This is a genomic window from Rothia sp. BD8, assembly GCF_044878465.1.
In the GTDB taxonomy this organism is placed as follows: Bacteria; Actinomycetota; Actinomycetes; order Actinomycetales; family Micrococcaceae; genus Rothia; species Rothia kristinae.
Genome location: NZ_JANJES010000005.1, coordinates 131,712 through 144,528, shown reverse-complemented (window position 1 = coordinate 144,528; position 12,817 = coordinate 131,712). Strand labels below are relative to the sequence as shown.

Here is a 12,817-nt window from a genome sequence, read left to right as displayed (position 1 = left end):
CCTCGTCGAAAGGGGCCCGGGGGCCGTCGCGCTATCCGAGCGGCGCTATCCGAGCAACTCGGCCCGGTCGGCTCAGTCCTCGGCGGCGGGCCCGGCCTGGTCGGACTTCTTGGGCCAGATCTCCCCGGAGAGGATCTTGGCCCGGCGCTCATCGCGCCGGTCCTCGAACTTGGGGGCCACGCCGTCCAGCTGCAGCGAGTCCGGGAACAGGGCCGGGGCCTCGCCGAAGGCCTCGTGGGTCGAGGAGATGACCTTCCGGCCCAGCGCCAGGTTGGCCCCGCCGCCCACCACGGCCCCCAGGCCGAAGGGCAGGGCGCGCCCGAGCATCGCACCGGACTGGCGGGCCATGAAGCGCTTGACGAACATGGTGCGGATCGTCTTGGACACGGAGAAGCCCTTGGACTCGTCCTTGCCCATCATCTGACCCCACTTGCTGGACAGGCCCCGGCCCTTGCCGGCCTGCCCGAGGATCTGGGACATCAGCACGTTGCCGTCCTCACCCAGCATCAGCGCCATGACCATGGTGCGGGCCTTCTCCGGGTCCTGCACGTGGACCCCGTTGAGCTCCGCGACGGACTGGCAGTAGATCGCGGTGCGCTCCAGGTACCCGCCGATGGCGACGAAGGACAGGCCCAGCGACGTCGCGGTGCCGATCCCGGGCACGAAAGCGGAGGCGCCGATCGCCCCGCCGCCGACGGTGACGTCGCGCAGGTAGATCTTCTCGATGCGTTTCAGGATCTGCTCGGGGGTGTCCTTCGGGTGCTTCTTGCGCATCCGCTTGATGGACCCGACCACCAGGGGCCGCTGGATCCGCAGCACGGAGTCCAGGGCCTTGTTCAGGGCGGGCTTGGGCTTGCCCTCGTCGTCGAAGGCGTTCTTCAGGGCGGACTCGGAGAGATTCGGTGCCATGGGCTCATTGAACCACGTCAGACGCCCCTCGGCCCGCGCGATCACGGGCCGCACGCGCGGCTCAGGGGCGGAAGGCCCGGGTGCGCACCGGATCCAGCACGGCCGCCGGATGCGGTCCGGCCGCCTCCAGTCGAGACCGGTGCTCCTCGCCCAACCCCGGCCCGGCGGCCAGGATCAGGTTCCCGGGCCTGCGCCCGGTGAGCATCCCGGCATCGGCGAGGGTCCAGGGGCCGGGCAGCCCGGCGTCGGCGGCGGCCGCATCCAGCGCGGCGGCCTGTGCGACGAAGAAGTCCAGGGGCGGGTCATCCCCCACGTTCACGGCGAGGATCCCCCGCGAGCCCAGCTGCGCCAGGGCCTCGGCGTAGAAGTCCCGGCAGGCCAGGTGCGCCGGGGAGTCCGCCCCGGCGAAGATGTCCACGACCACCAGGTCGAATCCCTGCGCCGACCCCATGCCGGCGGCCGAGCGCAGCCCGGGCAGAGCCGCGCGGGCGTCGTCGATGACCACCCGCAGATCCGTGCCGGGCGGCAGCGGCAGGTGCCGGGTGATGAAGCCGGGCAGCTCGCGTTCGATCTCCACCGCGACCTGCGCCGACCCGGGCCGGGTGGCCTGCACGTATCGCGGCAGGGTCAGGGCCCCCGCCCCCAGGTGCGCCGCCGCGATCGGCTCCCCCGGCTCCCCGATCAGATCCCCGAGGTGGGCGATGCGCCGCAGGTACTCGTAGCGGATCCGCTCCGGGTGGGCCGGGATCACGTGGGACTGCTCGGCGCCGTCGATCTCCAGGACGACGCCGCCCTCACCCCACCCGTCGGGGCGCACCCTGGCGGCGGCCCCGGAGAAGGACAGCTGCACCGAGGCCTGCGGGCCCTCCCCGGCATCGCCGACGCTCATACGGTGAAGTCCTGAGCCTCGTGGGCGGCGTGGCGGGCCGGCTCCAGCTGGATCGTGGAGTGGGCGATGGAGACGTCGAAGTGCTCCGCTATGCACTCCTGCAGGGTGCACAGCAGCTGCGCGGAGTGCCCGTCCTCGAAGCACTCATCCTCCAGCACCACGTGCGCGGTGAGGAACGGCAGGTCCGTGGAGATGCGTCCGGCGTGCAGGTCGTGCACCCGCACCACGTGCGGCTGGGCCTCGATGTGCTGACGCACCCGATCCAGGTCCAGGCCCGGCGGGGTGCGCTCCAGCAGCACCCCCACGGCCTCGGCGAGGATCTTCAGGGCCCGCGGGATGATCAGCAGTCCGATCAGCAGGGCGACGACGCCGTCGGCCTGCACCCACCCGGTCCAGGTGATGATCAGGGCGGAGAGGATCACCGCGACGGAGCCGAGGGCGTCGTTGACCACCTCCAGGAAGGCCGCCCGCAGGTTGAGGCTCTGCTGGCCGCCGGTGAGCACGAGCAGCGCGGCGACGTTGCCTACGAGACCGATGACCCCGAACAGGATCATCTCCGGGGCGGCCACCGGCTCCGGGTGCACGAAGCGCTGCACCGCCTCGATGACCACGAACACCCCGACGCCCAGCAGCACCGCGGCCTGCACGGTGGCCGCGAGGATCTCCGCGCGCTTGAGCCCCCAGGTGTGGTGGGCGGTGGCCGGGCGCTGGGCGAGCACCGCCGCCCCCAAAGCCATGGCCAGCCCGGCGGCGTCGGTGAGCACGTGGGCGGTGTCGAAAAGCAGCGCCAGGGACCCGGTGATGATGGATCCGATGAGCTGGGCGACGAACAGCACCAGCCCGATGCCCAGGGCGATGCTCAGCCGACGCCGACCCGCCCCCACGCCGTGGCTGTGCCCGTGTCCCCCGGCGTCATGGCCGTGGGGGTGCTCCTCCGGGGTGTGTCCGCCGTCCCCGTGATCGTGGTTCCGGCTCACCGGGTGCCGAAGTCCTCGAACTCGCCGGTCGCGCTCGTGTAGCGGTGCCGGACGTCGCTGACGTGCCCGGCGGTGTCCCCGGAGGTCAGCTGCGCGTACAGCGCCTCCACCCCGTCGCGGGTGCCTTCGGCGACCACCTGCACGTCCCCGTCGGGCAGGTTCTCGGCGTAGCCGGTGAGGCCGTGGTCCACGGCGATCCCGCGGGTCCACCAGCGGAACCCCACGCCCTGCACGCGCCCGGAGACGGTGGCCTCCAGCCGCGCCTCGGGGACGGGGCGCTCGTCGTCGTGCTTGCGCTGCCGGAAGGCCATGATGTGCTCCTCGCGTCTCGGGCGGTCGGGTCGGCGGGGCCGCGGCGCGGTCCCCAGAGTCAGTATCTCCCAGCGCGGCCTCAGACGCGATGACGCCGCCCGCACCCGCCGGGAGGGGCGGGGTCGGGCGGCGTCGGGGTGGTGCCTCACCGGGCGGGCGGCTCAGGCGAGCTGGGTGGTCTCCGGGGCTGCGGCCACGGCTTCGGCGATCGCGGTGTCCCCGTCGGTGAAGGGGATGGCCTTGCCGATGGTGGAGTCATCGGCCAGCACCGCGGCGATCACGCGGGCCACGTTGGCCCGGGAGGTGTCGGGGGCCTTCGGGTCCGTGGTGACGTCGATCTTCCCGGTGGGCTCCTCCAGGGTCAGCCTCCCGGGGCCGAGGATCGTGTAGTCCAGGGAGGTGGAGCGCAGGTGCTCGTCGGCCTCGGCCTTGGACTGGGCGTAGGCGTAGAAGTCGTCCTCCTTCGGGACCTCGTGCTCCAGGGAGGCGCCGAGGTAGGAGACCATCACGTAGCGGCTGACCCCGGCCTGCACCGCGGCGTCCATGGTGCGGATCGCGGCGTCCCGGTCCACCTTCCAGGTGCGCTCCGGGTCCCCGCCGCCCACGCCTGCGGACCACACGACGGCGTCCAGCGCCTGGTCCCGGAACAGCGCGGCGATCTGATCGGTGGACAGGTCCATGACGTCGCGGACCACGGCCTCGGCCCCGGCCTGCTCGACGTCGGCGATCTGCTCCTGCTTGCGGATGACGGACCGGACCCGGTGACCCTGCTCGACCAGCAGGGGTGCCGCCAGCAGGGCGACCTTGCCGTGTCCGCCGATGATGCCGATGGTGCTCATGGTGTGCTCCTTGTCTGCGGGCCCCCGCGCGGCATCCGCCACCCGGGGGCGTCGCGGGGATTCCCGCTGTTCGCGGCGTGTCATCCGGTGCAACGGGGTCGGCCGGGGCCGTTATTCCGGGCATCCCGGGGAGCTGAGCCGGCACGTCGGCTCCCGCTCCTCCCGCCTTCCCCCTCCCGCGACCCGGCGCATCGGTTCCCAGAATCGCCGGATTCGGGAACGGATGCGCCGGCTCGGGGAGCGGTGGGAGCGGATGAGCGTCGTGCGGGGCCGGGCGGGGTCTGGTAACCTGATGGTCGCGTTGCGCCGCTCCCTCCCGCCGGGGCGCGGCCAGCGCTTGCCTCCTTAGCTCAGTCGGTAGAGCGAATCCCTCGTAAAGATTAGGTCGCCGGTTCGATTCCGGCAGGAGGCTCCACCACCGCGGGCCGCGGCCTCGTCACCACGACGACGCCGCGGCCCGCGTCGCGTCCTGCGCACCTCTCCCTCCCGGTGCCGCCAGACGCCGTCGGACGCACCCGGGCGCAGCCGCAATCCGGATTCGGGAGCCGTGCGGTGTTTCGGGAGCACTGCCGGGGCTCCCGAAACACCGCACGGCTCCCACAACGTGGCCGCCGCGCCCGCCGCCGACGCCGCGCGGCCCGCCCCACAGACAGCCGCGCGGGCCCGCGCGTAGGGTGGGGAGCCGAACCGACGACGTCCGAAAGGGTCCCCATGCCGCACACCTTCCACCGCAACGAGCGCGCCGCGCAGCTGCCCGCCCGCCTCTCCCGCTCCTGGCTGCTGACCTCCGCGGCCAACGAGGACTCCTTCGAGCCCAACTACGAGTCCGAGGCGGATTCGATCATCCTGGACCTGGAGGACGGCACCCCCGCGGATCAGAAGGACTCCGCCCGCGAGCGCGTGGTGCGGGCCCTGAACTCGGGGATGCGCGCGTGGGTGCGGGTCAACGCCATCACCACCGATCAGTGGAGCGAGGACCTCGCGGCCCTGTCCGAGGCGGAGGGGCTGCGCGGGATCGTGCTGGCGGAGACGGAGCAGCCGGATCACATCACCCGCACCGCCATGATGTCCCGCGCGGGCACCCCGATGATCGGGCTGATCGAGTCCGCGGTGGGCCTGGTCAACGCGGTGGACATCGCGAAGGCCCCGGGGACCTTCCGCCTGGCCTTCGGCACCGGGGACTTCCGCAAGGACACCGGCATCTCCGATGACCCGATGGCGATGGCCCATGCTCGCTCCACCCTGGTGATCGCCTCCCGGGTGGGCAACCTGCCCGGGCCCATCGACGGCCCCGCCAACGGCGTGGACGAGGCGGGCCTGCGGGAGGCCTGCCGGATCACCGCGACCATGGGCATGACGGGAAAGCTCACCCTGGATCCGGGGCAGACGGATGCGATCAACCGCGGCCTGGCGCCCTCCGAGGAGGAGATCTCCTGGGCGCGGGAGATGCTGAAGAAGGAGAAGGACGGCGTCGTGCCGAAAGAGGGCTCCTATCTGCCACGCCTGGCCCGAGCCCGCAAGGTCTCCACCCTGGCCCAGACCTACGGCCTCTGGCGGGACTGACCGCACCGCGTCCCCGCGCCGACGGACCGGCGGGCTCAGACACCCTCGGTCAGGCGGCCGTCGCTCATCGTCACCACCCGGTCCGCCGCGTCCAGCAGCTCGGTCTCGTGGGTGACCATGAGGGTCGCGACGTCGAATTCCCGGGTGATCTCCGCCAGCAGCCGCACGACCTCCCGCGAGCGGGAGGCGTCCAGTGCGGAGGTCGGCTCGTCGGCCAGCAGCACGGACGGGGAGCCCATGAGCGCGCGGGCGATGTTGACCCGCTGACGCTGCCCGCCGGAGAGCTGGTGCAGGCGCCGATCCCCCAGACCGGCCAGGCCCACCCGGTTCAGCAGCTCCTGGGCCCGCTCCCGGCGGGCCCGCAGCCGCTTCCCGCGCAGCCCGCGGATGTGCTCGGCGATCAGCAGCTGCTCGAGCGCGGTCAGGGAGGCGATGAGGTTGGGCTGCTGGAAGACGACGCCGATCTCCTCCCGCCGCAGCCGGGCCCGCTCCTTCTCCGCGGCCCCGACGGTCTCGGTCCCGGCGATGCGCACGGACCCGTCGGTGGGGGCGATCAGCGTGGCGGCCACGGACAGCAGCGAGGACTTCCCCGAACCGGATTCCCCGACCACGGCGCACAGTCGGCCGCGCTCGGCGCTCAGATCCACGGAATCCAGGGCCTGCAGGGTCCGCGGCCGGCCGTCCTCGTCCGTGCCGTCCGGGTACTCCAGACTCACCCCGCGCAGGACCAGGGGCGAAGAGGCGGCCTCGCCGACCGGCTCACGCCGTGACCGCTCGACCGGGCGTTCGTCGGCCCGATGGCCAGCACCCCGGTGCTCGCCGGCCCGGTGCTCGGGGGTGTGTCCGGCGGTCGGGTGCAGGGTCTTCTCGATCTTCTCGATGGTGCTCATCAGTTGCCTCCCAGGGCGATCATGGGGTCCACGGTGGCGACTCGGCGCACCGCGACCAGCGAGCCGAGGATCCCGAGGATCCAGATTCCGGCGGCCGGGACGAGGGTCGTGGCCGCGTCCAGCGTGAAGGGCACCCCGCGGGCGGCGAGGGCGCCGAGTCCGGTGGCCGCCAGCGTCCCGGCCACGACCCCGACGGCGAGGATCACGGCGGCCTGCCCGACGGCGTCGCGCACCAGGTAGGACCCGGCCGCGCCGAGGGCTCGCAGCACCGCGATGTCGCGGGTGCGCTGGATGGTCCACACGGTGAGGAAGGAGATCGTCACCAGCGCGGAGATCCCGTAGAGGAAGCCCTGCATGGTCAGCAGGGAGCCCCGCTCCGAGGAGTAGGAGGCCAGCCCCTGGAAGGATCCGCGGGTGGTGGCCGTGACCGTGTCGGTGCGATGCTCCGCGGCGGTCCAGGCGGCGTCGTCCAGGTTCCCCCGCACCGCCAGCACCGTGCCGACGGGGGTCTGCTCTCCGGCGCCGGAGGCGTGGGTCAGGCCCTGCCAGGCGCCGGTGTCCGTCCAGATCACGGGGCTGTGACTGTACCACTCGTCGGGCAGCACCCCGGTGACCTCCAGCGTCCGGCCGCCGACGGCGACCCGGTCCCCCACCCCGACGCCGAGGTCAGAGGCCGCGGTGCGGGAGACGACGGCGGTCCCGGAGCGGATCTGCGCGGTCCCCTGCAGCGGCTCGCCGGCGGCCCGGTGAGGCAGGTCGGAGCCGTCGGGCACCCCGAAGATCGCGGCGGTGGCGGCGGAGTCCCCCTCCACCCGGGTCTGGGTGATGCCGATCGGCGTCGCCTGCTCCACCCCGTCGGTGCCCCGCCAGGCCTCGGCCTGCTCCCGGGTGATCCCGGAGGCGGTGAAGGAGACCTCGGCCTGCGGGGGCTTCCCGTCGTCGCTCTGCGAGGTGCCGGGGCCGAAGACGAAGCGGTCCGCCTTCAACGCGCTCAGCGCGGAGGTGTTCTGCGCCCCCAGCCCGCCGGTCAGGCCGGTGAGCATGACCAGCAGCAGGGTGATCAACCCGACCACCGAGCCGATCAGCGCGAACCGGCCCTTCGCGGCGCGGATGTCGCGGATGCCCAGGTACATCGTGGGCTCCTTTCTCGGGTCTCGTCCGTATCGATCTCCACTCTCCGGCGGCGGGGGTGTCCGGCACATCGGGGCCCCGGCGGATCCCGGATCATCCGTTCGGTTGATGTCCGGGTCCGACGCCGCCCGCACCCGGCCCGGCGGGGCCCACGGCAGCTACAGTGATCCCGTGCCCCGCCCCCTCGACCCACCCGCCGATCCGACCGCCGATCCCGTCGCCGCCTCGCGCGCCCGCGCCGTCGGGCGGTCCCGCACCGCGTCCGCCGGGCACTCCGCGACCGGGCACCCGGTCTCCCGGGCCACCCGGCCCCAGCTGCCCGTGCTGCGGACCCTGCGGGTCGCGCTGCACGTGATGTTCGCGTTCCTGCTGGGCTTCGGCCTGGTCCGCTACCTCTGGACGGGCACCCGGGTTCCCGACGCCGCCCCGGCGGCCTGCGCCATCGCGGCCACCGCGCTGCTGGCCGCGGTGTACCTGGCCGGGACCGTGTGGGAGAACCGCCACGCGCGCCGGGCGGGGCGGGGTGAGACCGTCCCGGGCTCCGAACCGGGAGCCGGGCCTGGCGCCGGGCCGGAGGGTGCGCCCTCCGGGGTTCCGCGGCGGTGGGCCGGGTCGTGGCTGGCGGCGGTGACGCTGCTGTGGCTGTGCCTGGTGGCGATCTCCCCGGACTTCGTGTGGGTGGTCTTCCCGCTGATGTTCCTGTTCCTGCACCTGTGCCCGCATCGGACAGGCCTGGCCGCGGTGGTCCTGCTGTGGGCGGTCTCGGCCCTGGTGCCCCTGGCCCACGGCGGCGGGGACTACTCCGCCGGCGCCGCGGTGGGTCCGCTGCTGGGGGCCGTGCTGGCGGTGGTCATCTCCTCCACGTACCGCTCCCTGGCCGCCGACGCCGAGCACCACGCACGCACCGCGGAGGCGCTGCGCCTGGCCCAGGCGGAGCTGGCGGAGCGGGAGCGGCGGGCCGGGCGCGCCGAGGAGCGGGAGCGGCTGGCGCGGGAGATCCACGACACCGTGGCCCAGGGCCTGTCCTCGATCCTGCTGGTCGCCCGGGCGGCGCGCGCCGGGCTGGCGGCCGGCAACACCCGGCAGGTGCAGCGGCAGCTGGCCGTGATCGAGGAGGGCGCCGGGGAGAACCTGGCGCAGGCGCGCCGGTTCGTGCGGGATCTGGCCGCCGTCCCCGAGGGTCCGGGGCTGCCGGAGGCGCTGACCGCCCTGTGCCGGCGCACCGAGGCGCAGGAGGCGGCCCGCGGGCAGCGCCTGGAGTGCTCGCTGCGGCTGGAGGGCCGGGAGGCGACGCAGCTGCCGGAGCCGGTGCAGACCGCGCTGCTGCGCGGGGCGCAGGCGAGCCTGGCCAACGTCACCGCCCACGCCGGGGCGGCCCGGGCCGTGCTGACCCTGACCGTCTCCGCGGAGGAGGCCCTGCTGGATGTCTACGACGACGGCGTCGGCTTCGACCCCGCGACCCTGGAGGATCCCCGGGCCGCGGGCGGGTCGGATTCCGGGTACGGGCTGCCGGGGCTGCGGCGTCGGCTGCAGACCCTGGGCGGGAGCCTGACGGTGGATTCGGCACCCGAGGAGGGCACGGTGATCGGGATGCGCCTGCCGCTGACCTCCGCGACCGGCGACGCCGTCGGGTCCGCGAGCACCGCGGATGACGCCTCGGAGGAGACCGCGGAGTCCGCGGCAGCCCTCGATGCGGCGGCCGGGACGGCCGGGCGGGTCGCCGGGGCGGCGCCATCGGCGGGCCCGAGGGAGACGCAGGACGGGAGGCGAGGATGATGGACGGGAACGAGACGGCGCACCCCGTGCGGGTGCTGCTGGTGGATGACCACCCCGTGGTGCGCGCGGGGCTGCGGGCCCTGCTGGAGGGGTTCGCGGAGCTGAGCGTGGCCGCCGAGGCCGCGGACGGTGCGGCGGCGCTGGAGCGCGCGGCCCAGCTGGCGGCGGCCGGGGAGTCGGCCGACGTCGTCGTGATGGACATCCAGATGAAGGGCATGGACGGGATCACCGCGACCCGCCGCTTCCGGGAGGCCGGCGGCCCGCCCGTGCTGATCCTGACGACCTTCGACACGCAGGCGGACATCCTCGCGGCGGTGCGGGCCGGGGCCCTGGGGTACCTGCTGAAGGACGCCCCGCCGGAGGACCTGCGCCGGGCGGTGCTGGACACCGCGGCCGGGCGCAGCACCCTGGCCCCGGAGGTCTCGGCGGCGCTGCTGCAGCGGATGAGCCGCCCGGAGACGGCCCTGTCCGAACGGGAGACGGAGATCCTGCGGCTGCTGGCCACCGGGGCGAGCAACCGGCAGCTGGCCCGGACCCTGTTCATCTCCGAGGCCACGGTCAAGACGCACCTGGTGCACATCTACGAGAAGCTGGGGGTCGGCTCCCGCACCGCCGCGGTGGCCGCGGCCCGCGAGCGCCGGCTGCTCTGAACCGAGCCAACGGGGCCGGGCCACCGCCCCGGTGCGGACGGGCCTCAGGCGGCGGAGTCGGCCGGGGCGGGCACGGCGGGTGCTGCGGGCTGGGGCTGCTCACGGCCGGGCAGCAGCGCCTCGGCGGCGGCCACCTGCTCGACGACGGCGGCCACGCGCCGGCTCACGGCGTCCGCCTTGGCGCATCCGCTCGCGCAGGCGCCGCTGCAGCGCATCATCGCCAGGGCCTCCGCGCACTGCGCGACGGCATTGCCGGCTTTGGACAGCGCCCGGTGCAGCTCGGACCAGCGCCCATCCCGGGAGGCCGGGACGTCCGTGGAGGAGCTGGGGGCTGCGGCCTGGGCGGCCGCGGCCACGGCGCGCACCCGCGGCAGCAGATCCGCCAGCTCGTTGGCCAGGGGGATCGTCTGCTCCAGCACCTCGCCCTCGGGCAGGCGCTCCAGGATCTGGTGGAAGCGGTCCAGGCCCCGGCGGAAGCGATCGTGCGCGCGGCGCCACACGCCCTCACCCAGCTCCGCGGCATCGCGGCGCGCCTGCAGGAACGTCGTCAGCCCCATGTCCATCACCGCCTTCCCGTCGCGCCCGTGTCGGCGACGCCACCGCGGCGCGGCTCGCGCGCAGGTGAGGTCACCCTAAGTCCCCACCAGTCTACCGCCGGCGGGGACTTGGCGACAGAGCGTCATCGGGATCGGTCGCCACACCCAGGAAATCACCAGCTGACGGACACGCGACGTCATACTGGCCGCGGTGCGACCCACAAACCCACCGACCCGGGAATTTCCTCCCCCTCTGCCATGCTTGGCTCAGGTGACACCGGACGCACCCGATCGAGGAGGCCCCTTGGCAGGCATCACCACCCGCACCATCCACGCGCTGCACGACGTCGAGCAGGGCGGGGTGGTCCCGCCGATCTACACCGCCTCCACCTTCCTCCAGCCCACCGCGGGCGGGGAGGGCGAATACGAGTACCAGCGCGGCGCCAACCCCACCCGCACCGCCCTGGAGCAGACGCTGGCCTCCCTGGAGGGGGCCCGCCACGCCTTCGCCTTCGCCACCGGCATGGCCGCGACCTCCGCGGCGATGGGCCTGCTGCGCACCGGGGACTCGATCATCATGAGCCTGCCCGTCTACGGCGGGAACTACCGCTTCGCGACCATCGAGCTGCCCCAGCGCGGCATCGGGCACCGCTTCGTCACGGACCTGAACGAGCTGACCGACGAGGACTTCGACGACTCCGTGAAGATGGTGTTCATCGAGACCCCGGCCAACCCGACCCTGCGGGTCACCGACATCGCCCGGGTCGCCGAGCTGGCCCACCGCCACGGCGCGTACGTCGTCGTGGACAACACCTTCCTCACCCCGTACCTGCAGCGCCCGCTGGCCCTGGGTGCCGACGTCGTCGTGCAGTCCGCGACCAAGTACCTCGCCGGGCACGGGGACCTGCTCGGCGGCGTCGTGAGCACCGACGACGACGAGATCGCCGCCCGGATGACCCAGTCCCAGCTGGTCTCCGGGGCGGTGCTCTCCCCCATCGACTCCTACCGGCTGCTGCAGGACGTGAAGACCCTCGCGGTGCGGATGGACCGGCAGCAGGACAACGCCCGGAAGGTCATCGCCGCGATGGAAGCGCACCCGGCGGTGGCGAAGGTCCACGTGCCCGGTTCCCACAGCGAGGCCGAAGCCGAGATCCAGGCCCGCCAGGCCGACGGTCCCGGCGCGGTGTTCTCCATGGAGCTGGCCGAGGGCCGGGACGTGCGCGCCTTCCTCGGGGCCCTGCGGGTGTGGGGCTTCGCGGTGAGCCTGGGCGGCATCGAATCCCTGATCTGCCTGCCCGCGCACATGACCCACGGGGCCTACACCGACGAGCACCGCGAGGCCGCCCTGATCCCCGAGCAGCTGCTGCGCGTGGCCGTGGGCATCGAGGACGCCGAAGACCTCATCGCGGATCTCACCCAGGCCCTGGAGGCGGCATGAGCACCGCCCGTCCTCCACGAAGGGGCGGGCATCCGTCAGGGCCGGGAGCCCCCGGTGGGCCGGTGACCCGGCGTCGGGCCCTGGGCCTGGCGGGACTCGCCGGCCTCGGCGCGGTGCTGGCCGCCTGCGGCACCGCCGGCTCCGATGCCGAGGGCTCCTCGAGCGCCTCTGCCGGCTCCGACGACGCCCTGGCCCGGATCCGGAAGGACGGGGTGATCCGCATCGGGATGGAGGGCACCTTCCGCCCCTACGGCTACCACGACTCCTCCGGGAAGCTCGTGGGCTTCGAGAAGGAGATCGCGGACCTGATCGCCGCGGACCTCGGGGTGAGGGCCGAGTACGTGGAGACCCAGTGGGACTCCCTGATCGCCGGGGTGGACGCCGGACGCTACGACATCGTCATCAACAACATCGCCCCGACCGACGAGCGGAAGAAGGCCTTCGACTTCTCCATCCCCTACGCGGTGAGCGAGGGCCGGGTCGGGGTGGCCAAGGACTCCGCCCTGCACTCGGTGGACGAGGTCTCCGGACACTCCGCGGCCCAGACCCTGACCTCCAACTACGGCCAGCAGATGGCCGAGCACGGGGCCCAGATCGTGCCGGTGACCGGCTTCGACGAGGCCGCGATGCTCGTGCACTACGGCCGGGTGGACTGCACCGCCAACGACTTCGTCACCTTCGACGCGTTCTTCCGGGAGCGTCCCGACATCAACGTGCGCCTGCTCGACGGCGTCCTGGGCGATGCCGTGGACTCCGCGATCCTGATGGGCAAGGGACAGACCGCATTGAAGGACGCGATCGACGCATCTCTGCGCCGGCACATCGACGACGGGGACCTCACCCGCATCTACGCGAAGTACGTCTCCCAGGACCTCACTCCCTCCGCCTCCCAGACCAAGGGCTGAAC

General features: G+C 73.5%; 13 protein-coding genes and 1 tRNA gene. 6 read left to right on the top strand and 8 right to left on the bottom strand.

What is annotated here, in order from left to right:
* Nucleotides 1–72: 72 nt before the first annotated feature.
* The 5 genes from NQ707_RS06015 to NQ707_RS05995 all read right to left on the bottom strand — a co-directional run bounded on the left by NQ707_RS06015 (nt 73) and on the right by NQ707_RS05995 (nt 3,926).
* Nucleotides 73–909 (bottom strand): di- and tripeptidase, encoded by an 837-nt coding sequence (locus NQ707_RS06015; protein WP_404435080.1) that lies wholly within the window; start codon nt 907–909, stop codon nt 73–75.
* Between the two features lie 61 nt (nt 910–970).
* Nucleotides 971–1,798 (bottom strand): spermidine synthase, encoded by an 828-nt coding sequence (locus NQ707_RS06010; RefSeq protein WP_133566248.1) that lies wholly within the window; start codon nt 1,796–1,798, stop codon nt 971–973.
* On the bottom strand, nt 1,795–2,775 hold the full coding sequence (locus tag NQ707_RS06005; RefSeq protein ID WP_196826081.1) for a cation diffusion facilitator family transporter: 981 nt from the start codon (nt 2,773–2,775) through the stop codon (nt 1,795–1,797). Before NQ707_RS06005 ends, NQ707_RS06010 begins: the two co-directional genes overlap by 4 nt.
* Nucleotides 2,772–3,086, bottom strand: coding sequence for an acylphosphatase (locus NQ707_RS06000; protein ID WP_260006861.1), 315 nt, complete (start codon nt 3,084–3,086; stop codon nt 2,772–2,774). The genes NQ707_RS06005 and NQ707_RS06000 overlap by 4 nt, the downstream gene beginning before the upstream one ends.
* Nucleotides 3,087–3,248: 162 nt before the next feature.
* Nucleotides 3,249–3,926: an SDR family oxidoreductase gene (locus NQ707_RS05995; RefSeq protein WP_100464193.1), complete on the bottom strand. Its 678-nt coding sequence runs from the start codon at nt 3,924–3,926 to the stop codon at nt 3,249–3,251.
* A gap of 339 nt (nt 3,927–4,265) precedes the next feature.
* On the opposite strand from NQ707_RS05995, the gene NQ707_RS05990 reads away from it, so the two are divergent.
* Nucleotides 4,266–4,341, top strand: a tRNA-Thr gene (locus NQ707_RS05990).
* A gap of 296 nt (nt 4,342–4,637) precedes the next feature.
* Nucleotides 4,638–5,489: an HpcH/HpaI aldolase/citrate lyase family protein gene (locus NQ707_RS05985; RefSeq protein ID WP_404435077.1), complete on the top strand. Its 852-nt coding sequence runs from the start codon at nt 4,638–4,640 to the stop codon at nt 5,487–5,489.
* A 35-nt stretch (nt 5,490–5,524) separates the two neighbouring features.
* On the opposite strand, the gene NQ707_RS05980 is transcribed toward NQ707_RS05985, so the two are convergent.
* Nucleotides 5,525–6,379, bottom strand: coding sequence for an ABC transporter ATP-binding protein (locus tag NQ707_RS05980; protein WP_081101524.1), 855 nt, complete (start codon nt 6,377–6,379; stop codon nt 5,525–5,527).
* A complete protein-coding gene (locus NQ707_RS05975; RefSeq protein WP_404435076.1) occupies nt 6,379–7,512 on the bottom strand; it encodes an ABC transporter permease in 1,134 nt (377 codons plus the stop codon). Before NQ707_RS05975 ends, NQ707_RS05980 begins: the two co-directional genes overlap by 1 nt.
* Nucleotides 7,513–7,681: 169 nt before the next feature.
* On the opposite strand from NQ707_RS05975, the gene NQ707_RS05970 reads away from it, so the two are divergent.
* Nucleotides 7,682–9,286, top strand: a complete 1,605-nt coding sequence (locus tag NQ707_RS05970) for a sensor histidine kinase (protein WP_404435074.1) — start codon at nt 7,682–7,684, stop codon at nt 9,284–9,286.
* Complete coding sequence (locus NQ707_RS05965; RefSeq protein WP_099049715.1) at nt 9,286–9,936, top strand: response regulator transcription factor; 651 nt, start codon at nt 9,286–9,288, stop codon at nt 9,934–9,936. Before NQ707_RS05970 ends, NQ707_RS05965 begins: the two co-directional genes overlap by 1 nt.
* 44 nt (nt 9,937–9,980) lie before the next feature.
* Here the strand turns inward: NQ707_RS05965 and NQ707_RS05960 are convergent, their stop codons facing one another.
* On the bottom strand, nt 9,981–10,499 hold the full coding sequence (locus NQ707_RS05960; protein WP_318247399.1) for a dehydrogenase: 519 nt from the start codon (nt 10,497–10,499) through the stop codon (nt 9,981–9,983).
* A gap of 277 nt (nt 10,500–10,776) precedes the next feature.
* Between NQ707_RS05960 and NQ707_RS05955 the strand changes: the two genes are divergently transcribed.
* On the top strand, nt 10,777–11,910 hold the full coding sequence (locus tag NQ707_RS05955) for a PLP-dependent aspartate aminotransferase family protein (protein WP_100464194.1): 1,134 nt from the start codon (nt 10,777–10,779) through the stop codon (nt 11,908–11,910).
* Nucleotides 11,911–11,972: 62 nt separating this feature from the next.
* Complete coding sequence (locus NQ707_RS05950; protein ID WP_061225302.1) at nt 11,973–12,815, top strand: transporter substrate-binding domain-containing protein; 843 nt, start codon at nt 11,973–11,975, stop codon at nt 12,813–12,815.
* The last annotated feature ends 2 nt before the right edge of the window (nt 12,816–12,817 follow it).